Source organism: Paenarthrobacter nitroguajacolicus, from assembly GCF_007786235.1.
GTDB lineage: Bacteria > Actinomycetota > Actinomycetes > Actinomycetales > Micrococcaceae > Arthrobacter > Arthrobacter nitroguajacolicus_A.
On the sequence record NZ_VNFK01000007.1, the window covers coordinates 184,306 to 211,084 of the forward strand.

The 26,779-nt window shown below is 65.4% G+C and carries 19 protein-coding genes; 5 read left to right on the top strand and 14 right to left on the bottom strand.

The window, feature by feature from the left end; translation table 11 throughout:
- Nucleotides 1-633 carry a DedA family protein gene (locus tag FQP90_RS11665; RefSeq protein WP_144650348.1) on the bottom strand — a complete coding sequence of 211 codons (633 nt, stop codon included), beginning with the start codon at nt 631-633 and terminating at the stop codon, nt 1-3.
- A 54-nt stretch (nt 634-687) separates the two neighbouring features.
- On the opposite strand from FQP90_RS11665, the gene FQP90_RS11670 reads away from it, so the two are divergent.
- On the top strand, nt 688-1,227 hold the full coding sequence (locus tag FQP90_RS11670) for an O-acetyl-ADP-ribose deacetylase (RefSeq protein ID WP_144650350.1): 540 nt from the start codon (nt 688-690) through the stop codon (nt 1,225-1,227).
- Between the two features lie 12 nt (nt 1,228-1,239).
- Here the strand turns inward: FQP90_RS11670 and FQP90_RS11675 are convergent, their stop codons facing one another.
- Nucleotides 1,240-2,169, bottom strand: a complete 930-nt coding sequence (locus FQP90_RS11675) for an RluA family pseudouridine synthase (protein ID WP_144650419.1) — start codon at nt 2,167-2,169, stop codon at nt 1,240-1,242.
- Nucleotides 2,170-2,320: 151 nt separating this feature from the next.
- On the opposite strand from FQP90_RS11675, the gene FQP90_RS11680 reads away from it, so the two are divergent.
- Together FQP90_RS11680 and FQP90_RS11685 are read left to right on the top strand one after the other, a co-directional pair.
- Entirely contained in the window at nt 2,321-2,956 is a 636-nt protein-coding gene (locus FQP90_RS11680; RefSeq protein WP_144650352.1) for a winged helix-turn-helix domain-containing protein, read from the top strand.
- Nucleotides 2,949-3,641, top strand: coding sequence for an SRPBCC family protein (locus FQP90_RS11685; protein WP_144650354.1), 693 nt, complete (start codon nt 2,949-2,951; stop codon nt 3,639-3,641). The genes FQP90_RS11680 and FQP90_RS11685 overlap by 8 nt, the downstream gene beginning before the upstream one ends.
- Nucleotides 3,642-3,719: 78 nt before the next feature.
- On the opposite strand, the gene FQP90_RS11690 is transcribed toward FQP90_RS11685, so the two are convergent.
- Nucleotides 3,720-4,295: a TetR-like C-terminal domain-containing protein gene (locus FQP90_RS11690; RefSeq protein WP_144650356.1), complete on the bottom strand. Its 576-nt coding sequence runs from the start codon at nt 4,293-4,295 to the stop codon at nt 3,720-3,722.
- Nucleotides 4,296-4,383: 88 nt separating this feature from the next.
- Here FQP90_RS11690 and FQP90_RS11695 point away from each other — a divergent pair, with 88 nt between their 5' ends.
- Nucleotides 4,384-4,881: a DUF4188 domain-containing protein gene (locus tag FQP90_RS11695; protein WP_144650358.1), complete on the top strand. Its 498-nt coding sequence runs from the start codon at nt 4,384-4,386 to the stop codon at nt 4,879-4,881.
- A 60-nt stretch (nt 4,882-4,941) separates the two neighbouring features.
- Here the strand turns inward: FQP90_RS11695 and FQP90_RS11700 are convergent, their stop codons facing one another.
- The gene (locus FQP90_RS11700) at nt 4,942-6,396 is read right to left on the bottom strand and encodes a MocR-like transcription factor YczR (protein ID WP_144650360.1); all 1,455 of its coding nucleotides are present in this window, start codon (nt 6,394-6,396) and stop codon (nt 4,942-4,944) included.
- Nucleotides 6,397-6,457: 61 nt separating this feature from the next.
- Here FQP90_RS11700 and FQP90_RS11705 point away from each other — a divergent pair, with 61 nt between their 5' ends.
- On the top strand, nt 6,458-7,087 hold the full coding sequence (locus tag FQP90_RS11705; RefSeq protein WP_144650362.1) for a membrane protein YczE: 630 nt from the start codon (nt 6,458-6,460) through the stop codon (nt 7,085-7,087).
- A gap of 6 nt (nt 7,088-7,093) precedes the next feature.
- Here FQP90_RS11705 and FQP90_RS11710 read toward each other — a convergent pair whose 3' ends face one another.
- The 10 genes from FQP90_RS11710 to FQP90_RS11755 all read right to left on the bottom strand — a co-directional run bounded on the left by FQP90_RS11710 (nt 7,094) and on the right by FQP90_RS11755 (nt 26,581).
- Nucleotides 7,094-7,930 carry a DNA-formamidopyrimidine glycosylase family protein gene (locus tag FQP90_RS11710; protein ID WP_144650364.1) on the bottom strand — a complete coding sequence of 279 codons (837 nt, stop codon included), beginning with the start codon at nt 7,928-7,930 and terminating at the stop codon, nt 7,094-7,096.
- The gene (locus FQP90_RS11715; protein WP_144650366.1) at nt 7,923-12,902 is read right to left on the bottom strand and encodes a DNA glycosylase AlkZ-like family protein; all 4,980 of its coding nucleotides are present in this window, start codon (nt 12,900-12,902) and stop codon (nt 7,923-7,925) included. The genes FQP90_RS11710 and FQP90_RS11715 overlap by 8 nt, the downstream gene beginning before the upstream one ends.
- Before the next feature lie 55 nt (nt 12,903-12,957).
- Nucleotides 12,958-13,590: a DUF4232 domain-containing protein gene (locus FQP90_RS23435; protein ID WP_144650368.1), complete on the bottom strand. Its 633-nt coding sequence runs from the start codon at nt 13,588-13,590 to the stop codon at nt 12,958-12,960.
- A gap of 104 nt (nt 13,591-13,694) precedes the next feature.
- The gene (locus tag FQP90_RS11725; protein WP_144650370.1) at nt 13,695-14,432 is read right to left on the bottom strand and encodes a YcnI family copper-binding membrane protein; all 738 of its coding nucleotides are present in this window, start codon (nt 14,430-14,432) and stop codon (nt 13,695-13,697) included.
- Nucleotides 14,433-14,553: 121 nt separating this feature from the next.
- Entirely contained in the window at nt 14,554-15,174 is a 621-nt protein-coding gene (locus FQP90_RS11730) for a hypothetical protein (protein ID WP_144650372.1), read from the bottom strand.
- 119 nt (nt 15,175-15,293) lie between these two features.
- On the bottom strand, nt 15,294-15,854 hold the full coding sequence (locus FQP90_RS11735; protein WP_244296713.1) for an SRPBCC family protein: 561 nt from the start codon (nt 15,852-15,854) through the stop codon (nt 15,294-15,296).
- Nucleotides 15,855-15,977: 123 nt separating this feature from the next.
- Complete coding sequence (locus FQP90_RS11740; RefSeq protein ID WP_144650374.1) at nt 15,978-17,960, bottom strand: serine/threonine-protein kinase; 1,983 nt, start codon at nt 17,958-17,960, stop codon at nt 15,978-15,980.
- 72 nt (nt 17,961-18,032) lie between these two features.
- Nucleotides 18,033-22,322, bottom strand: a complete 4,290-nt coding sequence (locus FQP90_RS11745) for an FtsK/SpoIIIE domain-containing protein (protein ID WP_144650376.1) — start codon at nt 22,320-22,322, stop codon at nt 18,033-18,035.
- 57 nt (nt 22,323-22,379) lie between these two features.
- A complete protein-coding gene (locus FQP90_RS11750) occupies nt 22,380-23,723 on the bottom strand; it encodes a hypothetical protein (RefSeq protein WP_144650378.1) in 1,344 nt (447 codons plus the stop codon).
- Entirely contained in the window at nt 23,720-26,581 is a 2,862-nt protein-coding gene (locus tag FQP90_RS11755; RefSeq protein ID WP_144650380.1) for a hypothetical protein, read from the bottom strand. The genes FQP90_RS11750 and FQP90_RS11755 overlap by 4 nt, the downstream gene beginning before the upstream one ends.
- Nucleotides 26,582-26,779: the final 198 nt, after the last annotated feature.

A 26,779-nucleotide genomic window follows, 5' to 3' on the forward strand; every position in this document is an offset into this window, starting at 1 on the left:
CTACTCGGGTTGGGGCACGTCGCCGTCGTATGGTTCATCCACGGGTGACCGGGTTCCGCGTCGCCGCGTAACGATCAACCCGACCACTACGCCGATCACCAGTCCGACGCCCACGCCAATCAGGGAGCTGGCCCAGAAGGGGAGCTTGGTGGTGGAACCGGTGAAGTAGCCCAGGCCCACTTGCCATACCGCCCACAGCACCGCCCCCAATCCGGCGCAGAGGGAAAACCCGCGGACCGAAACGTTGGCAATGCCCGCAGCGGAGGAGGTGGCGAGCCTGCCGCCGGGGATGAAACGAGCGCCGATGATGGCACCGTAGGTTGAGGATCGGCCGGCTTTCGCGATGGCCTCATGGATTCCGCGATGGATTCTGCGGCCCCACGACCAGCGGTCCAGGACGTGACTGATGCGCCGCTTGAAAAGCATGAACACGGCCATGTCGCCAAGCCAGGAAGCGAACGCGGCCAAGAACAGGATCAGCCAGAAGTTGGCGTGACCGTCGGCGGCCAGGGCTCCACCGGTGATGACCACCATCTCGGAAGGGATCGGCGGGAAAATGGCGTCGCCCAGCACAATGGGGACGATCCACAGGTAAATTGCGGATCCCCACGTCTCGGGGGCGGTGAAGTCCATGGGCACAAGGTACCGCACTTGCCGCTCATGCCGCGCCGGCGCCAGACTGGCGGCATGCGAATCGACATCCTGCACGACGACATCACCAAGCGCACTGTGGACGTGATCGTTAACGCGGCCAACTCTTCTCTGCTCGGTGGAGGGGGAGTGGACGGTGCCATTCACCGCGCCGCCGGCCCGGACCTTCTTGAGGCATGCCGAGAATTGCGTCGGACGGAACTGCCTGCCGGCCTGCCGGTGGGTGCCGCCGTCGCGACGCCTGGCTTCCGCCTCCCGGCACGCTGGGTGATCCATACCGTGGGACCCAATCGGCACGCCGGGCAGACCGATCCGGCGCTGCTCTCGTCCTGCTTCCGGGAAAGCCTGAAGGTGGCAGCGGAGCTTGGTGCGCGCTCCCTCGCGTTCCCGGCGATCAGCGCCGGAATCTACGGTTGGGACGCCCGTCAGGTTGCCGAAAAAGCGTTCGACGTCGTGAGGTCCTTCTCGTCGTCAGCGTCTGTAGGTGCCGCTCCGGACAGCCCGCTGGAGGTGGTGGAGTTCGTGCTGTTTTCGGAGGAGACCACAGCGGTCTTCCGGTCCGTGTTTGAATCCTGACCGGCGGAAGGGTCAGCCGTGGGCTTCGCTGAGCTCGAGCTGGCTCCGGTATTCAACGGGCTGCTTGGTGATGGGGTCCACGAACGTGATGCCGCGGGCCAGCAGCTGGAGTGGCTTGCCGTAGTCGTCCGGGGCCTTGTCCAGCAGATCCGGGTAGAAGGCATCGTTGACGATACCCAGCCCGAGCGAGGCCATGTGCACCCGGAGCTGGTGCGTCTTTCCCGTGTGCGGCTCCAAGCGGTAGAGCGCGCGCTGGTGAGTGCCGGCGTCGAACGTTCTTGTCTGTTCAATGCGCGTCTCCGCATTCGGTTCGCCGTCGATGACTTCGGCCAGCAGGTAGCTGCGGGACTTGGTCATCCGGTTGCGGACGGTGGCGGGAAATTCGATGGCGGGAAAACCTGCCGCCGGTGCCGCGGCGGACACGCACTCGTATTCCTTCCGGACCTGGCGTTTCTCGAAGAGCACCTGGTACTTGCCGCGCGTTTCCGGGTTGGTGGAGAGCAGCAGCAGGCCGGCGGTCATGCGGTCCAGGCGGTGCATGGGGATGAGGTCCGGGAGATCCAGCAGGTTCCGGAGCCGGACCAAGGCTGACTCTTGGATGTACGTGCCGCCGGGCGTGGTGGGGAGGAAGTGCGGCTTGTCCACCACCAGGATGTGCTCGTCCTGGTGCAGGATGTTGATCTCCACCGGCAACCGCGTCTCCGGCGGGAGGGTGCGGTAGTACCAGATGAAGGTGTGGTCCTCCAGCTTAGTGCTGCGGTCCAGCGGTACACCGCCTTCGCCCACGATTTCGCCGGCGTCGAACCGGTCCTCGATGCCCTGGGGATCGATGTGTCCCCAGCGGTGCATCATGTAGTCCATGGCGGTGGTCCATGGGCCCTCGTCCGGCAGGCGCAGGCGAGTGGCGTTCACGCCGTCGCGCACGGGGAGGGGGGATTGCATCACCGAATGATTCTACTTTGCCTGCGTTGTGAGGCCTGCTTTGCGTCCAATTCGTGGCTGAAAGCGCGCAGAAGAGGCCCCACAACAGATGCAGCTTCCGAACATAAAAAAGTTCTTGACAATAAAAGTTGTCGGTGGCCATACTGGAAGCATGTTGGACATCGAAGTGATTGAGGACCCGGCTGCGGCGGAAGCGTCGTTGGACCCCATCCGCACCCGCATCCTCCAGGAACTCGCTGAACCCGCGTCGGCCACGCAACTGGCCACCAAAGTTGGGCTGCCCCGCCAAAAGGTGAACTACCACCTCAAAGCCCTGGAACGCCACGGCCTGGTGGCATTGGTGGAGGAGCGCAGGAAGGGCAACGTTACCGAGCGCGTCCTGCAGGCGACGGCGGCCTCCTACCTCATCTCGCCGGTGGCGTTGGCGTCCGTGGCGCCGGACCCGCGGCGTTTCTCGGACCGGTTCTCCGCTTTCTGGCTCCTCTCGCTGGCCTCCCGGACAGTACAGGAGATGGGCAAGCTCATCGCTGGCGCTGCCGTGGCCAAGAAGAAGCTGGCCAGTTTCGCTATCGACGGCGAGATCACGTTCCGCTCCGCCTCAGAACGCGCAGCGTTCGCCGAAGAGCTCGGCGTAGCGGTGACGCAGCTCGTGGATAAGTACCACGACGACGGTGCTGCCGCAGTGGCGGGCGGCGCACGAAAGCACCGGCTCGTCGTCGTACTTCACCCCGCACTCAAGACCCCTTCAACTGAAGTCACAGCAGAAAAGGACCACAACAATGACTGACAACCGTAAATTCGAAATCGTCGCGGACACCGAACTGCCCGGCACTCCGGAGCGAGTGTGGGAAGCGGTCACCAAGGGTACGCCGGCGTGGATGTTCCCCACTGATCAGTGGCCGGACGTGAAAACGGTCCAGGAATACCCGGGTCATCTGGTGTCCCGGATGGACGGTCCGGACGGCTGGTTCAACCAGCTGGAACACGTCCTGGAACCTGCGGAAGGCGGCCGCGCCAAGCTGCACTACGTCCACAGTGGGATCTTCGCCGACAACTGGGACGAGCAGTACGACGGCGCCAGCAAGCACACCGAGTTCTACCTCCATACGCTGGGCCAGTACCTGCAGTACTTCGACGGCAAGCCAGTGGTATTCACGGACATCCAGTCGCCTGCTTCGTCGCAGACGCCCGGTGGATTTGTGCAGCTGAAGCAGGCTTTGGGGGTGGACGGCGTCGCTGCTGGCTCGGCTTTTGAGGTGGAGCTCGACGGCGTGGGGCGGCTGAGCGGCGAGGTGGACTTCTCCAACGAGAACTTCCTTGGGCTGCGGACGTCGGACACGCTCTACCGCTTCTTTGGCCGGAACGCGTTCGGGGCACCCGTGGGCATGACGGTGCACGACTTCAGTGGCTCGGGGGATTCCGAACTCACGGCGAAGGCGTGGACCGGGTTCCTGGAGAAGGTGTACGCGTAAGGGGTACTCGCCCAACTGGCTGGCATTAGTGGTTGTTTTCAGCGCTGAGAACAACCACTAATGCCAGTCAGTTTCCGTTTAAGGGGCCCAAGCGCGCGCCACGGACTCGAGCGCGGCTTCGTAGATTCCCGACCAGTCCGTTGCGGGGTGGTTCATCTGGGCCAACTCCAAAGCAACCAGCCCGTGCACCTGGCCCCAGATGGCCATCGCCACCACTGCGGGGTCGTCGGTCCGGAGCCGCCCCGCCGCCTGTGCTGCGGTGACGGCCTCCACCAGGGGGAGCATCGAGTCGGAGGCGACTTCCGGCGTCGGACTGCAATCAATATAGGCAGCCAAAGCGCCGCCAAACATGAGGCGGTAGAGGGCTGGATGCTCCAGCGCCCAAACGCGGTACGCCCGGCCGAGTTCCAAGAGCCCGCCGGTGGCGGCCTCCCGTTGGGATTCGCCGAAGGACCGGAAACCGTGGTCGACGGCGGCCGTCAACAGTTGTGCTTTCCCGCCGAACAGCGAGTAGATCGCCGTGGTGGACGTGTCCGCAGCGGCAGCGACGTCGCGGAGAGTCACGCGTGCCGGTCCCTCGCGGTCCACGAGTTCGGCCGTGACGGCCAGAAGCCGCTGCTGGACGTGCTGATCATGAACGATGGGTCTTGCCATGCCTCCAAGTGTTTCATAACATTGTTTCATAACAACGTTATGAAACCTCACCACAGGAACTTGGCGGTTCCCCAACCGAAGGATTCACATGGCACAGGAGATCTTCCCCGGACGGTTCACCGCGGAAATCGGGCGCGACACAGTGACCGTCTTCCTCATCGGGATGCGGGCCAATCGGTGGTGGAAGACGGGCCGCGTAGCAAAAGTGGCGTCGGCAATGCCCAAGATGATGCAGCACCTCGCCGCGAATCCGGAGGCGGGCCTGCTGGGCAGCGAGCAGTGGTTTGGGCGGACCACCGTCCTGCTCAGCTACTGGGAAAGCCCGGAGCACTTGAGGCGCTTCGCCGCGGACAGGGATTCACCGCATCTGGGTCCGTGGCGGAAGTTCATGAAGGAGATTGCCGGCAGCGGAGACGTTGGCGTGTGGCACGAGACGTACCAGGTGCCGGCGTCGGGAATTGAGGTGGTGTACAACGGCATGCCGCTGTTTGGCCTGGCCAAGGCAACCTCGCACGTTCCCGTAGGGCCCGGCAGCAATACTGCGAAACAGCGCATGGGTTCGGCCGCGCGCGAGTCTGCCAAGTAGCTGACAATAGTGGTTGTTCTCAGCGCTCAGAACAACCACTAATGCCAGTTAGTTGGGATGTTAGGCGACCGCGACGGCGGCGGGCCGCTCAGTCTTGAGGGTCCGGCGGAGTTGGGGCGAGGCATCCAGCTTGTCCTGGGCGGCACGGAGCGCGCGGACGGCCAATTCCAGCTGGGCTGGTGGCAGCGTGTAGGGCACGCGCATGTAGTGCTCAAAGGCACCCCCCACTCCGAAGCGGGGTCCGGCCGCCAGTCGAACCCCGAAGTCCGGCGCGAGCACCGTTAGGGCCGTGCTGCACGGTGAGGGCAGGCGGCACCACACCGTGAGCCCGCCCCGCGGGCGCTCCAGCTCCCATTCCGGCAGATGCTCAGCCAGCAGTCCCAATAGCGATTCCCGATTGTGCCGGAGCTCCTCAAGCCGGGCGTCCAACGGCTCGGCGAAGGATCTGACCAGGCGCGCCGCGGCCAGTTGCTCAACTACGGGACCACCCAGGTCCATGACGGTCCGCGTTGCGACAAAGCGGGCAATCAGGTCCTCATCTGCCCGGATCCAACCGGTCCGCAGGCCCGCCCAGTGGGACTTGCTCAGCGACCCTATCGAAACCACCGCGGAACCGAAGGCCGACATCGGCGCGGTACGGACGCCGTCGAGGTTCAACCCCCGCAATGTCTCATCAACCACCAGTACCGTGCCCGCGGAAGCGGCTGCGCGCACCAGCCGTCGGCGCTGCAAATCTGACATGATGCGCCCGGTGGGGTTGTGGAAGTCCGGAACGAGGTAGGCCATGGCGGGCCGTTGGTGGTTCATCAGGGCCACCATGGCATCGATGTCCCAAGCCGGTGATGTGCCGGCGGGCAGTGCAACAGGCAGGGGTTTGCATCCTGCGGCGCGGATCGCGTCCAGGGCGTTGGGGTAGGTGGGATGCTCCACCATCACCCGGTCCTGCTTGCCGGCGAGGGCGCGCAGCACGATGTTGAGGGCATGCTGCGCGCCGGAGGTGACCAGGACCTGCTCGGGTGTGGTGGGGACCCCCTCCGCGGTGTACTTGTGGGCGATTGCTTCGCGAAGGGCCGGCACTCCCACTGCGTCGTATCCGAATCCCGGCAGGAGCGCAGGCAGTTCGGTCAGGGCGTCCGCGAAGGCCCGGTGCACTACCTCGCCCGCTGCGGACAACGACGCGTACGCCAGATCCAGGAGCCCCTCCGGGGCGGCGAGGCCCGGCATGCTGGCGGGCGCGGTACGGTGCGGAATGCAAGTCCGGCCCCGGCTGCCCTGACCGGCGGTGAGGAAGCCCTGCTCACGCAGGTTCGCATAGGCGGCGGTAACGGTGGTCCGGCTGAGGCCAAGTGTCTGCGCCAGCGACCGCTCGCTGGGCAGAGCGACGTCCAGCGGGATGCGGCCATCCATCACCAGCAAACGTACGACGTCGGCCAACTCGCGGTAAGCGGGCAGGGCACCGGAGTTCCAGGAGCCCAGAAGGCGGACGAGTGCTGTGGGATTCAATGAGCCGGGCATAAGACCAGTATTCCAAACTGGCTATGGAATACAAGGCCAGTTCTCTTGGAAGATGTAGTTCATGATGACCCGAAGAATCACACAACTCCTGATCGGCCTCGCAATGTATGGCATCTCCTTGGCCATGTTCATCCGGGCCGGCCTTGGCTTGGACCCCTGGGATGTGTTCCACCAAGGGGTGTCCGAAAAAACCGGGTTCAGCATCGGCGTTGTGGTGATCGCGGTCAGCTTCCTGGTTCTCCTCCTATGGATCCCCTTGCGGCAGATGCCAGGCATCGGGACCATCGCCAACGCAGTGCTGGTGGGCCTATTCGCCGACCTCGGCCTTTGGCTCATTCCGGAGTTCTCCCACCTCGGCGGACAGATCGCCATGTTGGCCGGGGCCGTGATCCTCAACGGCATCGCCTCCGCCTGCTACATCGGTGCCCGCTTGGGCCCCGGTGCCCGGGACGGGCTCATGACGGGTCTGGTTCGGCGGACAGGTTGGTCCGTGCGGTTGGTTCGTACCGGCATCGAAGTGGTTGTCCTGGCCGTGGGCTTCCTCCTGGGCGGGTCCGTGGGCGTGGGCACTGTGGTGTACGCCCTCGCGATCGGGCCCATCGTGCAGGTCCTGCTGCCGAAATTCATGGTGCCGGAACGGTCAAAGGGAACGGCCCCCACGGAAGCCGTGGAGGCCGCAACCGCCGCCTAGCGGCGCCTAGGGAGAGGGAGCCGGTTGGCAACGCGGGCAAAAGTAGATGTCCCGTTCCTCGGTTCCATCCGGGCCGGCCAGCAGGCCACGGCGGATCGTGGCACCGCACCGCCTGCATGGTTGGCGTTCCCGGCCGTAAACCCAGTACCCGGGACGCAGGGCTCGTGGGCCCAGTGTGGTGCGGCGGCCAGGTCCAAGGTTTTCGCCCAGGAGGCGTTTGGCGTCGGTGACGGTCTTGGCCAGGTCCGGGACGTCTCCGACAGGCAGGGCCGGGTGGATGCCGGACAGGAAACAGGCCTCGCAGCGGTAAATGTTGCCGATCCCTGCCAGTTTCCGCTGGTCCAGCAAGGCGAAGCCGACCGTAACGTCCGGCTCGGCCCGGAGTCTGCGGAGTGCTTCCTCTTCGTCCCAGTCCGGGCCGAGCAGGTCCGGCCCCAAGTGTCCTACCACCTTGTTTTCCTCCGCCGTGGGCACTACTTCCAGGATGCCCAACGAGAATCCGACGGCGTCGGCGGTACTCGTCCGAAGGACACATCGTGCCGTGTGGCCGGGCTTGGTCCAACGACCACCGGGCTGGTAGATCATCCAGTTGCCTTCCATTTTCAGGTGGGAGTGGATGGTCAGGGCACGGGGTTTCCTGCTGGCGCCGGGCTCCTCATCAACGGGTCCCGCCAAGCGCATCAGAAGGTGCTTGCCCCGGGGCACCACCTCGGTGATGGTCCAGCCCGCCAGGTTGAGCGTGGCGAAACGTGGCACGCGGAAGTCCGAAGCGGTGATGATTTTTCCTGCCAACGCCTGGTTCAAGCGTGACGCGGCCCGCCAGATGGAATCGCCTTCAGGCACGGATCCGGAGTCCCTTCGGTGTTGAGTACGCGCCCGCGGCGGCCAAGGCAACAGCAATAGGTGTCTCAAGGAGATCGTGGCCGTTGACCTTCTCCATGAAGAGCTTGTCCACGGCACCGCGCCGCACCACATCAACCAACGCTTGGGCAGCAGCTGCCAGCACTGCCTCGTCCTGGCTGAAGGTGAGCAGCGTCTTTCCGCCGCGTTCCACGTAAAGGACCAACGCGCCGTCGACCATCACCACCAGCGCCCCTGCCTTCCGCCCCGGACGGTGCCCCGATCCGGCGTCCACGGACAGCGCGGGCCAGGGGAGTGCGGCGCCGTAGGGATTGGCAGGGTCTGTTGCCGCCAGCGCCAACGCCGACGGTTCCGCCTTGGAGATGCGGGCGTCTTCCGTGAAGGACCTCAGCCGGTCCACCGTCGCGGGAACGGCGAACTGGGCCGCTCCGAGGTGCTCTATGAAGTAACCACGGCGGCACCGGCCAGCCTCTTCGAGCCGGGCCAGGACTTTGTACATCAGCCCGAAGCCCCCAATGATGTTCTCTGCCATGACCGAACCGCGGGTGAGCACGCCGTACCTGTCCAGCAGGAGTTCAGCCGTGCCTCGGGCATGGATGGTGGGGTCCAGTTCGGGCGCAGGCAGCGCAGACCACCGGCCCACAGCCGACGGTGGTGCGGGTGCGATGCCGCCGCTCACTGAGCCGTACCGTCCGCCGGTGAGACCGGGCGAGCCCAGCAACCCGGTTCCGTGCGAGCGGCCAAGCCTGCTCATCCGCGGAGTCCTCGCCCTGGGGGCCTTGGCAACTTGCCGGTGGGCCGTCTTGCCGCCGGAGATCATGGCCCGCACGGGGGCGAAGGTATCGCCGGTGACGCGGCCGGCCCACACCAGGTCCCACAGGGCCGTAACGACGGCGTCGTCGCTGAGCACTGCATCCATGCCGCCTGCCACTTCGGTAAGTTGCCGGAAGAAGTAGCCGCCCCCGGCACTGAAGTGCTCAAGGAGCCGCTGCTGCGCGTCGCCCGGTTCAAAGTCAGGGGCGGGATTGAGGGTCAGTTCTGCGGAATCGGCCACGTGCAGGCTGATCCAGCCGTCGTTCCCCGGCAACGACCCCGCACCGGACCAGAGCAGTTCCCCTGCAGCCATCAGCTCGTCCAGCATGGCCGGTTTGTAGTCCGCCACCCGGCTTGCCAACACCAGCGGTTCCCAAGCGGAGGCCGGGATAGGCACACCGGAGAGTTGGTCCACGGCCGTGATGATGCCGTCGAGTCCGCGCAGCGCCTGGCTGCGGGACTTCCCGGGGGCGGTCACGTTCTGCCACGCAGGCAGGAACCGCCCGTAGGCCGCCGTGTCCACGGGTTCCACTTCCGCTCGCAGCGCTGCGAGCGAACGTCGCCGGAGCTTTCTGAGGACCTCGGCATCGCACCACTCGCTGGACGGCGGAGCGTCAAGGGTCATAAGTTCCGGTTCAGCAGCCTCAGTGGGTTGCTCCGCGACAGCGTGTGGCCGGAACTCGCCTTCCACTACGCGGCCATCCCCAGCCAGGCGTTTCAGGGCGGTATTGACGACGGCGACACCCAGTCCCAGCCTTGCCGCTGCCTCAGCTGCCGTGAAGGGCCCGTGGGTTCGGGCGTAGCGGGAAACGAGATCGCCCAAGGGGTCGCTGACCGGTTCAATGAAGGCCAGCGGAACACCCATGGGCAGCGGTACGCCGATAGCGTCGCGCAACCGGGCCGCGTCCTCAATGGCCGCAAAACGCTCGACGCCGCCGATGGTCACCTTGAGCGCACGATTGGCTTTCTGCAGGGCTGCGAGGTGGGCTCCGGCGTCGAGGATGCTGCCCGGTGGTGCGGTCGGGGGCGTGTCCTCCATCTGCTCTGTCGCGTCGAGCTGTTCCGGAGCGTCGGGCTGCGTGCTTGTATCCGGCTGCTGGGCACCCTCGAGCCGCTCAGCCACCTCTTCAACGCTGAGTGGTCCGAGCAGCCGCAGGAGATCCGCCACCCCCTCCATCCCACGAACTCTTCGGTCCGGGGCGAGGCGCTGAAGCTCCCGTTCGGTGGAATCGATGACCGCTGCGTCCAGGAGTTCGCGAAGTTCCACGCGGCCCAGGAGTTCGTTGAGGAGCGTCGAGTCCAAGGCCAGCGCGGCGGCCCGCCGCTCGGCCAGGGGGGAATCGCCCTCGTAGAGGAACTGGGCCACGTACCCGAACAGCAATGACTTAGCGAAGGGGGACGGCTGCTGGGTGGTGGTCTCCACGATCCGAAGTTCACGCCGCTCAACGGATGCCGCAATGTCTTTCAGCGCGGGCAGATCGTAGACGTCTTGAAGGCATTCGCGCACCGTTTCGAGCACGATGGGGAACGACGGGTACTTCCGGGCGACATCCAGCAACTGGGCAGAGCGCTGGCGCTGCTGCCACAGGGGTTGGCGCTTGGCGGGATTCTGGCGGGGGAGGAGCAGGGCCCTGGAAGCGCACTCGCGGAACCTTGAGGCGAACAGGGCGCTGCCACCGACCTCTGCCGTGACGATTTGCTCGAGTTCCTCGGGGTCGAAGAGGAACAGCTCAGCTCCGGGTGGTTCGTCTTCCATCATGGGCACGCGCAGGACGATCCCGTCGTCAGCCGCCATGGCCGAGCCGTCCAGGCCGTAGCGCTGCTGGAGGCGCTGCCCCACGGCGAGGGCCCACGGGGCGTGGACCGGCATGCCGAAGGGACTGTGCAGGACCACTCGCCAGTCTCCGAGTTCATCGTGGAATCGCTCCACCACCAGGGTCCGGTCACTGGGGACGATCTCCGTGGCTTCTTTTTGCTCCCGGAGGTACTGGAGCAGGTTGCTCGCGGCGAAGGCGTCCAATCCACTGGCTTGGCAGCGCTCCATGGCGGGAGCCTCGTCGGCAGCCGAAAGTTCCCGAATGAAGGCACCCAAGGCGCGCCCCAGATCCACGGGCCGGCCGAGGGAATCACCCTTCCAGAACGGAAGTTTGCCGGGTTGGCCGAAAGCGGGGGACACCAGGACGCGATCATGGGTGATGTCCTCGATCTTCCAACTGGTGGCACCGAGCGCGAAGACATCGCCCACCCGGGACTCGTAGACCATCTCTTCATCCAGTTCACCAACCCGGCGACCACCCTTGGCAGCGCGGGCAGAGGCTGTGGGTTCACTGCCGTCCGTACCGGCCGGGGAGGACGAGCCCTCAACTTCTGTGCCGATGATGTACACGCCGAACAACCCACGGTCCGGGATGGTGCCACCAGAAGTGACAGCCAGGCGTTGGGCGCCGGGCCGGCCTTCGATGGTTCCAGCGTGCCGGTCCCAGATGATGCGGGGCCTGAGTTCTGCGAATTCGTCCGAGGGATAGCGTCCGGCCAACAGATCCAAGGTTGCCTCGAACGCTGAGCGGGGCAGGCTCGCAAATGGAGCCGACCGCCGCACCGTGCTGAACCAGTCCTCCACGTCAATGCTGCCCAATGCCGTGGCCGCCACGGTTTGTTGGGCCAGGATGTCCAACGGATTGGCAGGGATGCTCAGGCGCTCGATCTGCCCGCTGAGCATGCGTTCCACGGTGACGCTGGTGTGGAGAAGATCAGCGCGATGCTTGGGGAACAGCACGCCCTCGGAGATTTCGCCCACCTGGTGACCGGCACGCCCCACACGCTGGAGGCCGCTGGCCACCGAGGGAGGCGACTCCACCTGGACCACCAGGTCCACGGCTCCCATGTCGATGCCCAGTTCCAGGGATGAGGTAGCAACCACGCAGCGCAGCCGGCCGGACTTGAGGTCGTCCTCGATCATGGCCCGTTGGTCCTTGGAGACCGAACCGTGGTGCGCGCGGGCCAGCACGGGGTCCGCACCAGTGGTGCTGCCGGCCTGGGCCATCATGTGTGCTGGCGTTGCCGTGGAGGCGGGGACGGCTGGCGCCGGAACGCCGGCGTTCGACTCGGGGGAAGCCCACTCGCCACCGCCCACCGCCATCAGTTGGCGTTCGGCATAGATTTCGTTCAACCGGGCGGTCAGGCGCTCAGAGAGTCGACGGGAGTTGGCGAAAACGATGGTGGACTGCTTGGACAGGACCAGATCGACGATCTGTTCCTCCACATGCGGCCAGATGGACGCCTGGGGCTGCAACCCGGAGGCCGGGCCGGAATCGAACGCGCCGGCAGCACCCTGCAGGTCCGACATGTCCTCTACAGGCACAGTGACGGTGAGGTTCCAGTTCTTCTTGGACGGCGGAGCGACAATCTCCACAGGAGCCTGTCCAGCCAGGAACTGTGCCACGAGTTCGCGCGGCTGCACCGTGGCCGACAGTCCAATGCGCTGTGCCGGCTTGGGCAGGAGGGCGTCGAGCCGTTCCAAGGAGACGGCCAAGTGTGCGCCGCGCTTGGTTCCCGCGACAGCGTGAACCTCATCAATGATGATCGTGTCTACTTCGCTGAGGGTTTCCCGGGCGCGGGACGTCAGCATAAGGAACAGGGATTCCGGGGTGGTAATGAGGATATCCGGTGGGTTGGTCAACAGCGTTCGGCGATCTGCCGCCGTCGTATCTCCGGAGCGGACACCCACCGTCACCAGCGGTGCCGGTAACCCCAGCCGCTTGGCGGTTTGGGTGATGCCGATCAGGGGCGCACGGAGGTTGCGCTCAACGTCCACGCCCAGCGCCTTCAGCGGCGAGATATAGAGGACGCGGGTTTTGGTCTTGGGGCGTTTGGCTCGGCCCTTCCCGTTGGCTGGCACTGTCTCGAGCCCCGGCAGCGTGTCGGTCGGCCTGGCATGCAGCCTGTCCAGTGCCCAGAGGAAGGCAGCGAGGGTCTTACCCGAACCAGTGGGCGCCACAACAAGGGCATGCGAGCCCGAGGAGATCGCGTTCCAGGCGCCGTCCTGGGCGGGCGTGGGCTCGGAGAAAGCGCCGAGGAACCATTCCCTGGTTGCCTGGCTGAAACGGCTGATGGCGCCATCCGGCGCCTGCGGCTCCTGCATCCCTCCATCATGCCCCACGGCCCCGACAGAATAAGCCGGAGCCGTGGGCCGAAGGTCAAACGGCCTGGAAAGCGGTGATGGTCAGGAGCTTGATGCCGGCATTGCTGCACGCGTCGTGAGGTTCGGCGACGAAGAGCGACGCTGTGTCGTTCGGCGGGTAGATCCGGAATCCTGCTGCAGGGACCTTGGTGCAATCGCCGTAGTTACCGGCTTGCGTGTACCGGATTTCGGCCCAGGCAGACTTGCCCGGTGCCAGCTCAATTTTGGTGACCGGGGTGGTGGTTTCGCGGGTCGCCGGTTCGCCGATGGGTTCGCCACTGGAATCGGCGGTCAGGGAGACGCCGGCGAAGCCTTCCAGTACGCACGGCGTGGTCCCGGAGTTGGTCAGGATCAACTTCTCGTAGATGCTGCCTGCTGCGCCGCCGCCGGTCGCATCGGTGGCCGCTGTCAGCGACGCCGCCTTGCACAGGGCTGGAGCGGCGGGCGCTGCCGACGTTGCCGTTGCGGACGGTGATGGTTGCGTGGTGGCCGTTTCAGAAGGAGAGGCCGATGCCGACGGGGATGAAGAAGTCGGCGGTGCGCTGCTGGTTCCTGAAGGGCTGGGGCTTGGCCCACACGCTGCAAGAAGCAGCAGTGAAGCGGCTGCCGTCGTCGTCACAAGGCCGGTTTTGATGCGCTGAGTCCACATGGGCACCAGCCTTGCGGCGCGTGTGACGCGAGTCAATTCAGCCACGGCCGTGACGGCGGATTGGCGCCCGGATCGTGATCTTCCGGGCGCCCAACCTTCCTCTGCTACTTGGTGGTGGCCTTGGCCGGGGCAGGCTTGGCGGAGCGGCTGCGGAAGAACGCCGCGCCACCGAGCCCAAGGCCCGCGATGCCCGCGATCAGGCCGGCCCAGCTCCGGGCCTGCGACCCGTCGTCGGTGACGGCAGCCGCCTGCACCGTGGACACGGTGGATGCCGCGTGGTGGTCGCCCGCTGCGTCGGCCGGGGTGATGGCGATGGCCGGCGCCGGCGACTTCAGGTCATCCTCGCTCTGGCCATCCTTGGGGATCTCGATCCAGTCCGTCTTGCCCGTTTCGCAGGTCTGGTACGTGGGGAAATAGATGGTCTTACCGGCGGCGTCCGGCAGCTTTACCGAGAGGACCAAGGCATCGCGCATGTGCGGATCCAGTGGCGCCTTGGCCGTGTACACGATCTGGCTGGTGCGCTTGGTGATGGATGTGCCGTCTTCCAGCTTCTTGGGTTCAGGCAGGTTCTCTGTGACTTTCTCCACCGTCCAGTTGGCGTTCACGGTGGGGGTTGCGTCGGTCAGTTCCTCGGGAAGGCTGATGGCCACTTTTGTGGTGCCGGATGTGCCGCAGCCGTGGGGTACACCGAAGGTCAGCAGCGCATACGAGTTCGCCGCGGTCTTGTTGGGATCGACGGAAACGTGCGCTGACGCGCCGGCGATGCCGGCCATCATCAGGGCTGCGGTTCCACCGGCAACGGCGGTGGCGGACAGGGTGCGACGGAGCGAGGACTTCTTCATGGGATTGCCTTTCGGGGGCGCCAAATGAGGGCGCGGGGGTACGGGTTTGGGCCCGTCACCTTGCAAAGGCTTGTGCTGGCTTTGCAGCTTTGGTGCTTTGCAGCTTTGGTGCCGGGCGGAACTAGGGAAGTACGACGGCGGCGGGCGGGCCGCGCCGGCTGTCTTGCCTGAGGTTCCGCCAAGGGCGGGGGATGAAAACGGCGGGTGCGGCGACAGCCACAGCCGAGGTGCCGGCGTCGGGCCTGAACAACAACGTGGGCAGGGCGACCAGCGGACGCAGCCACGCGGCCAGCTGCCACAGCGCATCCTCGCCCTTGGCCAGGACGACCGCCGAACCGAGAGTGGCAATGACGTGGCTCAGCACCATCAAGGCGCCGAAGGTGGTGCCGAGTTCATGCGTGTGTTCGGTGGCGGCATGGAGCGCCGGGCTTAGTGACTCGTTGGCCAGGTGATGGGCTGGACCTTGCGTGCTGGCAGTAACTGGCCCCAGGGCACTGAAGGCTTCATGCAGGGCGAGTTGTCCTGCGCCCAGGAGCGCGGCCATGGTCACTACGTTCAGCTTGAACCGCGTGGCCAGTGTTGTGGCCAGCGCCGTCAGGGCAATGAGTGCCAACAGGACCGGTGCCGTGGGGAGTACGCCGCCACCAGCGACGTGGGCTCCGGCGGCAAGAAGCACCACCACCAATGAGATCGCGCCGGACCGCAGCGCATGGAAGGGCGCCCTGGACTGCGATGTGCGCACGGGTCCCCCCCATCTCTGTGACTGCTGCCGGATTGTCAGCGTTTTGATTCTATCGGGAGTTCGGTGCCGGCCCGTCCTCGGATGGGTCCTATGTGGATACGTGCGACGCAAGGTGAGTGCTAACCCCTCGAAGTCCGCACGAAGGTGGCTTTCGGTGGCTCGGGTACCTTCGCTGCAGCTCCGGAACGTCGACGGCGGAGCTCAAGTTTGAGGCTCTCCTCACCGCGCGCCATGGCCCATTGGTGATTGGCGGAGAAGGCAGGCTTGAGGAGCCAACTCAACCGTCTGAGGAGGGGCTTCGCGGCACTGACCCGCCAGTCGTAGGTGATGACAACCTCCGGGCCGTCGGCATCGAAGGTCCAGCGGCCGGTCCCGTTGAGGTCCCCTTGGGCTGTCAGTGCGAAGCCGTTAAGCGTGACCGGTTCGGTGATGGTGAGCCGCCAGCGCAGCGTGTACGGGAGCCAGCCCTTGGTATGCAGGTCGAAGGAGGCGCCCACGCCGTCGGGGCCGCCCTGGGCTACAGGTGTCACCGAGAGGTAGACCGAGGGCCACCATTGCTTGAGGGTCGTGGCGTTGCCAAGGACGCCGACCACTTCTTCACGAGTGCCTGCCACCCGCCATACAGTGACGAACGCATAATCCGTGCTTTTGCCCGCTAGTATGGCCACTGTTGCCTCCACGGTCCGCAGGTTCAGGGGGTGTCTGACGGCATCCGTGATTAATCTACTCTTGGCTGCGCGGAAGGGTTAGGTCCCGTCTCCTTCAGCGCTCGAAAGTGTTGAGGTCCCTCGGCAACCGGAGACCTAGTCGCCCGAGTTCTCCCGCGATGTGATGCCGAACGGCGGCGACTGAAGCTCAGTGAAGTTTCCGACGCTGGCCCGCACCGTGCATTGTGGCGTGATCTGCAAGGCCGTCACCGTGAGCCCTGAGCTGTCCACTGCCAAAGCACCGCCGCAGCCGTCAGCGAACCGCACCCCCTTCTCGCCGCCGGTTACGGAGGCGAGCATTTGCGAGGGTTTGCCGGACGCAGGACTGACGTACAGCGGATTGAGTTCATCGGCTCCGCCGGCCCACACCGGAACCAAGGTGATTTTCAAGGGGCTGGGCGTGACCACCCGGGCAGGCATCCGCACCTCCACACCCTTCAGGCGTTGGACGGGATACGCGGTGCCTTTGACTGCAGGGTCCTGAGTGGCGGCCGCGGTTGCCTCGGACCCGGCGCGCAGCCACGAGTCCATTGCCTTCTGGTCTGCGGGAGCCACCGGAACCTTGGCGGTCAGCTGCACTGATCCTCCAGCGGGGATCTCCACGCCGGACAGTTTCCATCCGCACGCAACATCCACACCTGTGATGGACGCCTGGTTGCGGCCCGCGGTGCCGCCATCCCACGTCACGGCCGGGCATGCTTCTCCATCAGCCAACCCCGGGATGACCTCAAGGAACTCACCGGACAACGGCGCTTTCTGTGCCGCGTAGGACACTGTCAAACGGACCTGGCCGGACGACGGCTCGTACGTGGCACTCCGGGAAATGGTGAGTCCAGTGGGTAGGGCTGGGTCTTGCAACTGCGCTGACAACTGCTGTCCGGGAGGCGTGGGCGCGGCCTGCTGGGTGGTGGGGGACAAAAGAACAAAGCCCACAACCATCGCCACGATCAGTAGGACCGCACCACCGGCAAGGAGCAGCGCTTTGCGGGTCCGCCAAAACGGAGTCGCATCCTTCTCCTTTTTCGACTCCTCCGCCGGGGGCCGCATTTCGCGGCGGGGCATGGGGCGGGCGATGGTTGCGCTGCCGGCCTGCCCGAGGTCCGGAACCACGGCATCGACGCCGGCAGCCGGGGCCGCCGCGAAGGCTGCGAGTTCGTCATCGGTAAAGGCGCCACGCACCACCGTGGCGGGACGCTCGACGTCGTCGAAGTCTTCGGGCGCCTCCCCCCGGGCGATCGGGCTGCTGCCGGCAAGACCGGGTGCCAGCCGCCGGAGCGTCGAAGCAGCCTCACGCGCAGTTGGGCGGGAAGCAGGGTCCTTGGACAACAGCTGATCGAGGATGCCCCAGAGTGCGTCGTCCACGGGAATGCGCGGTGGACGTGCGGAAACATGGCGGTATGCAACGCTGAAGTCCGTGCCGGGACCTGCGAACGGAGTCCTTCCCGCAAGGAGTTCGTACAGCAGGACGCCCGTGGAGTAGACATCGCCGGGAGGTCCGGACCGGCCTTGGCTGATGAGCTCGGGAGGCATGTATTGCGGAGTGCCGATGAGTCCGGTGGTCTGGCGGATTTTCTCGCCTACGACATCGGAAATGCCGAAGTCGGAAACCCTGATGTCCCCGGTTTCACGCTCGGACCACGGACGGGTGAGGAGCACATTGTCCGGCTTGATATCCCGATGCGTTACGCCTCGCGAATGTGCGAATGCGAGGGCGTCGAAGATTTCAGCGGCAATGTTTACGGCATCTTCGGGTGCCAGCGGTCCGGCTTCCTTGACCATGTCGCGTAACGAACCGCCGGCGATGTAGTCCATGACGATGGCCAGCCGTTCACCCTCAACCACCATGTCCCGCACGGTGACGATGTGGGAGTCCTGAAGTCCCAACAGCACGGATCGCTCGCGGACGAACCTCTCCACCAGGGACGGATCATCGGCATGCTCCGGACGCAACACTTTGGCCGCCAATGTCCGGCCGTCCGTCGAAGTGACGGTCCAGACCTCGCCAACAGCACCGGAACCCACCCGTTCGCCGAAGCGGTAAGACGCTCCGAGCGCCTGCCCCGTCTGTGCCAATTGCATGTCCGTACTCTCCAAAGCTATCGATCTGATTCCCCAAAGCCATCCAGCGCAAGGCGCCTGCTTCCCGTCGGCTCAGCTCCCGGGACTTACCGACTGGATGAGCGACACTTGCCCGCCCACCCCTATGTACCCGCGCCCGGCAGTCAGCGCCACGGGAGCCTTCCGCGGAAGGGTGGCACCCAGCAGTTCGCCGTCGTAATTCACGTCCGGCTGGAGCAGCACGCCCAGGCGCGATTTGCGGACAGTCTTGGTCCAGTGGCTGTACAGTCCTCGCAGATCAGTGGCCCGCCCGGCCGCGATGATACACAACCCCGGCGGCCCGGAGGCCACGATCCCGGCGATGGACTGATCGGTGTCCTCGAAGCGTTCGGCATCATCTATCAGCAGGAACACCGGGCCGCGCTCGATCCGCAGGGAAGCGAGCAGCGCCGGCACCTCGTCCGCGCCAACGGCTACCCGATCCAGGGTGGCCGTGGCCAAAGGCGAGCGGCGGTCGCAGATCCCCCAGACCTGGGCCGGACCCCGGGAGGTGGCTACGCCAGTAACGGCCTCGGCCAGGGCCAGCAGCAAGGTGGACTTGCCCGAACGGGCCGGTCCGGCGATCAAGGCGTGCTCGCCCTCATAGATTTCCAGGAAGGCGGGGGCGAGGTCAGTCTCGCGGATTCCCACGGGGATGTGCCAGGGCTCGGTTTCCAGTTGCGGCTTCACTCCCAAATCCGCCATGCTGACGTCAGTGGGTAGGCTCCGGATCGCCGTGGTCTTCGCCGGTGCATCTGCCCAGCTGTGCCGGACGCGATCCACAGCGGCCTCCAACCCGATTCCGGGAGTGGCAACGTGCATTTGCAGGGAGGTGCGAGGGTCCACGCAGCGCCCAGGGAGTGCCGCGGGGACATTCTTGGCCCGCACGCCCAGCGAGGAGTAGTCGTAGTTATCGGCGAGCCGGAAGAGCCACTTCTGAAGCGTTACTTCATTCATGACGGAGGGAACCGCTTTGGCACGGGTGGTGGTCACGGCGAAGGACAGGCCAAGCGCCGGGCCGTCGGCGTATGCGCGGTACAGCAGGCCCAGAAGTTGCTGCCCTTCAAAGTCCTGGAATTCGTCACGGAGGGATGCCAGGCCGTCAAGCAGCACCACCATGCGGCGATGCGTACCCGGTGCCGCGCGGCGGCTCTCCAGCTCAGTGCTCAGATGGCGCAGGAATCGGGCTTGCTGCTCTTTGGCACCGGCACCCGTTCCTACGTATGCCACGGTGTGCGGCAGGCGTTTCAGCATCTCAAGGTCCCCGGAGCCCATGTCCAGAATCATCAGATCCAGTTCAGTTGGATCTGCCTCCCTGGCAAGCGTCAACGCGATGGACGCCAGAGTGGTGCTCGTGCCGGAGCCTGCCACACCCATCAGCATCAGGTTGCCCACGGACATGTCCCATCCGGCTGCGGACTGGCGCTGCAGTTCTGGCTCGTCCAGCAGGGTCACCATCACGGCGGACCCATGGACGCGGCCCACTGTCGGTCGCCCTGGGGTAGGGGCGTGTGACGGAGAGGCCTCCGCCGCGAACCCGTCCAGCTCCACACGCTCACCCAACGCCTTCGGCCAGACCTGCCGCGGAGGAGCGTAGCCGGCCTCGGTATTGGCCTCCACAACGGCGTCGATGAGGAGATCCAGATCATTCTCGTCCACTGCTGCGGACCGCGGAACTGCCGGTGCCGGGGCGGGGACCCCGAACTGCCGGATGTCGCGGACATCGACGGCGGGACCGCCGTCGAGCTGTGCCTGACCGGTGACCAGCGCGGTCTGAACCGGCGTGATGTCGTCCTGGCCAAGTTTTACAAAGGCGCGGCCCATCTGCGCCCTGCCGATGGCAGAAGCGGCGGGTACGCCGATGACGTTGTTGGAGTCGTCACGGCTCTGGACACGTAGCGCCACCCGCAGGTTGGTGTTTGCGAGGATGTCGTCGCTGACCACACCAGCCGGCCGCTGCGTCGCCAGGATCATATGGACTCCCAAGGTACGGCCCACAGCGCCGATGCTGACGAGGGCGGTGAGCACGTCCGGGAAATCCTTGGCCAGCATGGCGAATTCATCCACCACCAGCAGCAGGCGTGGCATTGGTTCGGCCGGGTTCGTGGCCAGGTAGGCATTGAGGTTGTCGATGCCTTCGCCTGCCTCGGCGAAAACCCGCTGGCGGCGTTCCATCTCCGCTTCCAAAGCGATCAGGGCGCGGTCTGCCAGCTGTTCGTCCAGGTTGGAGATGGTTCCGATGGTGTGCGGCAGGCGTTCGCAGGCCTTGAAGGCGGCGCCACCCTTGAAGTCAACCAGGATGAAGTTGAGACGGGTCGGATCGTTGCGGGCAGCGAGGCCGGCCACGAGCGAGCGCAGGAACTCGGACTTTCCGGATCCGGTGGTGCCGCCCACAAGGCCGTGCGGGCCGTCCTTGACGAGGTCCAGGGTCAGTGGCCCGTTTTCGCCAGTACCTATTGGCGTGGAGACACCGGTGGGGGCCTGCCACAGCCGGCGGATCGTCGCCGCGTCGGGGCGCTCGAAGCCCAGCAGACCGGGCAGCCGGACCAGTGAGGGCAGGGACGCCCCGGGGACGCTGAGCTCCGGGTCGTCGAAATGCGCCAGGCGCGTGGCACAGCGCAGAGCCTCTTCTTGGTCGAGGCCTGCCAGGATGACGTCCTCCACGCGCGTCAGGTCTTCCGGCTGGTCCACGGTGGCCGCAGCATCCGTCCCCACCCTGATGATGGTGGTGCAGGACGCAGGCAATTGCTCTTCGGACGTGGCGATGACGATGCCCGCCACCCGGGGTGGGCGCTGCTGCGGGTTGATGTGGCCTCCCGGGACGGAACGGCCCATGCCGAGCAGTGCTCGGGCCGGGGCGTCCCTGCCTTCAGTGAGGACATCGGAATCGAGGACCACCATAAGAGCCGGCGTGGGCAGTTCTTCCACGGAGTCCTTAAGGGCGCGCAGCATTGCCAGGCTCGTCTCGCGGTGCGCGCACATCCATCGCTCGCCCGTGCTGCTGCCCGTTTGGCGGGTATGGGGAAGCCACGAGGCCCATTCCCACTCATCGGCCCGGCCGGCGTCACAGAAAACACCGATTGTCAGATCCGCCGGACCAACGTGCACCGCGGCCTGGGCTACAAGGGAGCGGGCCAAGGCCAAAGCGCCGTCCCGCGAGCCAACGATGCCCACCACGCCGGCGTCTGTGAGGTCCACGAGCACGGGTGCGGCCAAGAGACGGGCTGCGGTGAGGGATTCCTTGACTTTTTCGTCCGGACGCGAGCCTGCAGCCCGGTCCACTTCAGGCTTCCACGGCACATCACCGGTGCCGGCATGCAGGGCCAGGAAGTCGTCCGAGTCCGCACGGCGTTGCCACAGCGAGGTAGCCGGGAGCGCAGGACGACGTACAACCGTGGCGGGATCGGGGACCATCCGGTGTCTCCGGGCGGTTTCCACCTCGGCGGCCTTGCGGATCTGCTGCTCGAACTCCTTGAGCGCCCCGTCGAAGCGCTCTGCCTCTTCCTTGAGGCCGCGGGCGTGGCGGCGTTTCTGCTCGAACCACATGCCCACCGCCATCACGGGACTCAGCATGGCGAACATGGCGAAGCGCATGTCCCTCAGGATCATCACCATCGCAACCGCCATGACCAGTGGCGCCAGAACCGTGATGTAACTGAACTTGTTGGCCGGCGGCACGTCCTTGCGGCTCGGAGGAACCAACGGATCGCCGGCCGGGGCGCGGCCGGGACGCGGTGGTCTGTTGAAGGGAGCGGTTGAAGCCGGAGTCAGGTTGTGCAGGCTCCCCGGGGCGGGGGCGGGTGTTTCCTCCAGGTTTGGTCGGAGGAGAAGGACCGTGCCGCCTGCCGTGATGGTGGCTGTCTGAGTGACCAGGACTCCGTCCTCGCCCACGGGCTCGCCGTTGACCAAGGTGCCGTTGGTGGAGCCTCCATCCACCACCCGAAGTCCGTCCTCTTCGCGGCGAAGACGGAAGTGATCCCACGACGCGCTCTCAGTAGGCAGACTGAGATCGGCATGGGGAGACCTGCCGATGAGCATGTCGCGCCCCTGCGGAACCTCCACCACACCACCGGTGCGCTGACCACCGGCCAGCGTCAGGCTCCACCCACGTACGCGGTCCGGAACAGGCCAGGGCGCTCGCGAGATGCGGCTGCCTTCCAGCAGAATCAGTTCGGAGAGTGGCGTGGCACCCCGGACCTCTGTCTCATTGACGAACACCGGCTCGTCAGGCGAAACCCTGGGGCCCCCGGAGGCTTCCACTAAGTCGGACAGTGTGATGGCGGGCGCAGCGTGGGCAACCTCGCACTCAAAACGACGATCGTCCAAGTCGATCAGCACACGCACCGGGGCGCTCCTCCTCTAGTGGATCTGTTCCTGCAGACGCGGGGACAGGAAGGTTGGTTAGGGGCTGACTGGCGCCGGGACCCAGACAAGCCGCGGGGCGTTCTCATCCGCTGGACGGAGCCCGAGGTCCTGAGGGGATGCGTACACCGGGGTTGCTTCAGCGGTGAGCGCCTGCGATTGCGAGAAGTCCAGCGTGGGCCCGGCGAGGCCTTCTCCGGGACCGAAGGACATGGTGCGAAGAGACGCTGCCACCTTCGACGGATCGGTGCTCCCGGCCAGGGCGCCTGCGCGGACCAGGGCCACCACAGCGTCATGGCTGCGTGCGTCCGCAGCCCAGGCGTCCGCCGAGAACGGTGTATCGTCCGTCAGGTTCTTGATCTCCGGATTCCCGGTAGCCAGTCTGATGCCGGCGAGGAATGCGGACATTCCCCGCCCTTGGGCGTCCTGCTGGAGCGCGACAGCGTCGCCGGTTGCCGGCGCAATGCTGACCAGCTGTCCCGAAGCAGTGCCGTCCAGCTCCGAAAGCGAGGATGCGAACGCGGGGGTGGTGGCGCCGTCGGGAAGTACCAGCGGTACTGACACGTCGCGTGACTGGAGGGCCTGTACAAGCCGTGCCAAGCGCTGCGGGGTGGCCGCCGACACCACAACAGCGTCTGCGGGGTTGGCAATCCGTGTGCCCTCAGCATCAGCCGGCGCATCCTTGGACGGCGGACGAAGCTGGTCGCCTGTACGGATGGCAGCTTCCTGGGCCAAACCGGACACGTCGGCGAAGCCATCCAGTGCCAGCGTGTCCGCGGGTGCGACGGACGCCGGGACCTGGCCGCCGTCGCTGACCAGCAGCACCCGGCTCTTGCCGGCAAGGGCGGTCCCCAAGCCAGCCTGGACAGAGGCTGCTGTTGGTCCAGTAGTCCACGTGGTTTGGGTCGGTTCTGACGCCTCGCTGTAGGGCAAGATGACCGGGAGGTTGAGTTCCTCAGCCGCCTTCGCGGCTGCACGGGCTTGCGGCCCTGTGCTGGCTACGACAACACCGGACACACCCTGCTCGGCGAGTGCAGCGACGGCGGCGCGGGCGCCGTCTTCCGTCCCCCGGTCGTTGTGGGTGGGGAGGGCGACTGTTGCCCCGCCTTGGGCGAAACGCTGTGCCGCCACCACGGCACCCTGTGCTGCCCGGTTGTATTCGGTACCGGGTTCGCCGGACTGGCCGAACGTCATGACGATGCCGATCGAAAAGTCCGCCGGCAGGCCGTCAGCCTTCAGGGCAACTGGTACTGTCGCGGCCACAGGATCGGGCCGGGGAGCTTCCGCGGGGCGGTTCAGCGTGATGGTCAAGACCACGGCAGCAGCAATTACGACGGCGGCTCCCGCAGCGATCAGGGCGAAGAGACGGTTCCGGGGGCTCACGCGTTGCCGCCGATCTTCAGTGTGTACAGCGTCTGTGACGTCGCACCTGCAGGGACCTCGAGTTGGAACGGCGGCAGTTCATCCACCGCAGTGAGCGAGGCCTTGAACTGAGCTTGGCGCAGCAGGAGTCCTGCAACATCGCGGGAGCGGATGTTGGCGTAGCCTTCAGCGTTCTGGGAGGCCAACGCCAACTGGAAGTCCGCGGTATCCGCTTTGGCCGCGCTGGTCGCCATGGAGCCGAGCAGGCCCGAGCCGTTGACCGCGCGGTCGCCAAGATCCAGCATCACTTTGTTGAGGCTGGAGGCGAGAAGGGCGCTGGCACCTTCGACGTCGCGGGTGGAGCCGGACGTGCTGGACGCGATGTTGTCCAGCGAGGACTGTGTGCTCTTGGACAGGGCGGCTGTGAGGTCACCGCTCTGCCCCAACAGCTCGTCCCGCTGTTTGTTGACCGTTCCCTCGGCATCCTTCACAACATCGTCCGAAGTGGACTTCAGCCCGGAAATGGACCGGTTGAAGGCTGTGGTCACGGCTTCAGAGCTTGCATCGCCGATGTCGGCAACCTGACGTACTTGTTCGCCCACGGTTTTGTAGACCTCGGCAGCAGTTTCGGCGGAAACGTCGCGCAGGGAATCCTTGATCTTTTCGCCAAGGCCGTCCTGCTGCTCTTTCAACTTCGCGAGTGCGGTGGTCACTGTTCCGGAGGAGTCAATCGCGTCAGCGAGTGCAGCATCCAGCGCCTCAAGTCCCCGTTTGGTGCCGTTGACGTTTCCTGTTGCGGCGCCGTCGAGCGTCTTGACGGCCGTCTTGATCGCTTCGAGTTTGGTGTCGGCGTCGTCGAAGGTGGTCTCCAATGCAGAGAACGCCTGGCCGATTGCCTGGTCGGCAGCGGTGGTGTCGGTGGCTGCAAGAACCTCGTCCCAAGCAGCTGACTGGCCTCCAAGCCGAACGTCCAAAGGCTCTTTGAAGCCCGGGGGCGTATTCAGCGCGGGTGAGGGATTGCTGTCCTCATCAGTCGGTTCGCATGGCACGGACGTCAAATAGGAACGCAGCCGCTCAACGTCCTTCGCGGACAACTTGCCTTTGCCGGGGATGAGGCCGTCATCGGATAGCTTGCACAGCTCGTCTGCCACCTTCTGGTTCTGCTGCAGCATGGAGCCGTTCAGCCATGTCCCTTGACCGAGTTCGCCCTTTGCGGACTTGGCATTGGTGGCGATGGCGAGCAGTTTCTGCCGGAGGGCGTCCACGCTGGTTTGGGCAGCGGTGGCTGCTTTCCGCGTCGTGGCTGCAGAGTCGGCAGCGGACTTGATGGCCATGTCCAGAGCAGCCAGTGCCTTGCTGTAATCCTCGGAAGTTCCGGAGCCGTCAAGCATCGCACCGAGGTCGGTGCGCACTTTTTCAAGTGCGACGGCGGAAGTCGCCTGGTCTTTGATCGCGCCTTCGACGACCTGCGGCTGGAGGCCAGAGACAAGCTCGTCGCCCTTTTGCACCAGGCCCAGAAGGGCTCCGGTAACTGTCACGGCCGAGCCGTAAAGGGAGCAGGTCATGGAACCCTGCTCAGCGCACTCCGCAGGCGTGGGGTTTTCGGGTCCCATGGTGGCTTTGAGGGCGCCGGCAACAGTGTCCCTGCAACTCGCGCTGACTTTCGCGTAGGCATCCAACTGTGAAGACATCGTGAGGACGCTGGAGTACACCGTGGCCGCCGGCGATGCCTTGGCAACCTCAGCGGTGCAACCGTCACCGGTGATGGGAGCGACCGGGGGCGTGGCGGACGTATCGCCCAGCATCGCGTCCACGGCGGAGACCGTCAGCTTCAACTGGGACATGGTGGTGGATTGGGTGGCTGTGGTGGAAGACTCCAAATCAGTGCCGAGAACCTTCAGCTGCTGCTTCAGGTCCGACATCGTCGCAGCCAGTGCCTGGGAGTTATCGCGCAGTTCACCGGCTGTCTTGGCGCCGAGGGTCTGCGACGTTGCCTGCAGGTTCCGGCGAACCTCGGTGATAGTGGACCCGGCCTTGGCCAGGACCGTGTTGACGTCCGAAACCAGCGAGATTGTCCGGCGCTGCAGCTCCATTTCCGAACCTGTCCCGGACGAGAAGGCGCTGGAGAGCACTCCGTTGGCACTGAGGTCCGTATTGAGGCCAGGCTGAACAGCGACGTCGAATTCGGGAACCTGGAAGTCCTTCACGTCTGCGGCGAGACGCAGCGTCGTGCTCGCTCCGGAACGTGGGGGAGCCAGGACTGTGGCCCACTGGACCACGGTGGCGCCGTCTTCAGTGCTGCTCAGGACGCCGTTGGTACCTGTGGCGCCGTCGGCCGATCCGGCCCTGACATCGTCTGCGCGGACACCGGGAAGTTTCGTCGATGCGGCAATTGTCAGCGGGGCGCCTACCAAAGCGGTGTCGGAGCGGGTCTGCCCTGCGGCGTCATACTGGATGTTCTGCGGTTTGACGGTGAGGTTTTCGAGAGTCAGGTTGATCTCCACCGGACCGGTGTGGCCTTTCAGCTCAGCGAGGTCGGAGCCTGACTTTTCCCCGGCACGGTACTGAAGGCTCACACGCACCGGGAGTTCGCCCACTACCTGGGCGGTGTCGTACGTGGTGTTCTCCGCGGAGGAGTCCCCTGCAGCGGATACGGAAATGGTGGTGCCTTCAATCGTCTGGACTCCGGCAGCAGGGGACAAGCCCACGCGCACGCTCTGAAGGAGTTTGACGGGGTTGGTCACCGGCTCCGGCTCGGGAGTCTGGGTGCAGGATGTCGTCGCGATCAATCCCAGGGCAACCAAGGCGATGCCGAGTGCGCGGCCCGGGGGGATGCGACGCCCCGGGTGGTGCTGGTTAAAACTAGCCTGCCTGGGCATGGATCGTCCCCTCATTCGTTCACGGTGCCTTGAGTATCATACGGGGTTGCGCTCACGAATGGACTAATCCTTCCGCATAGAGATCGTGCAGGTCACAGCCGGAAACGCGAAGCAAGAGTTATTTGTCCGTTTGTTGGATTTATTGGGTGGTGTTGGTAGTTTAGGCATCGTCTGGTCGCCTGGGCTGGTTTTGGTTTG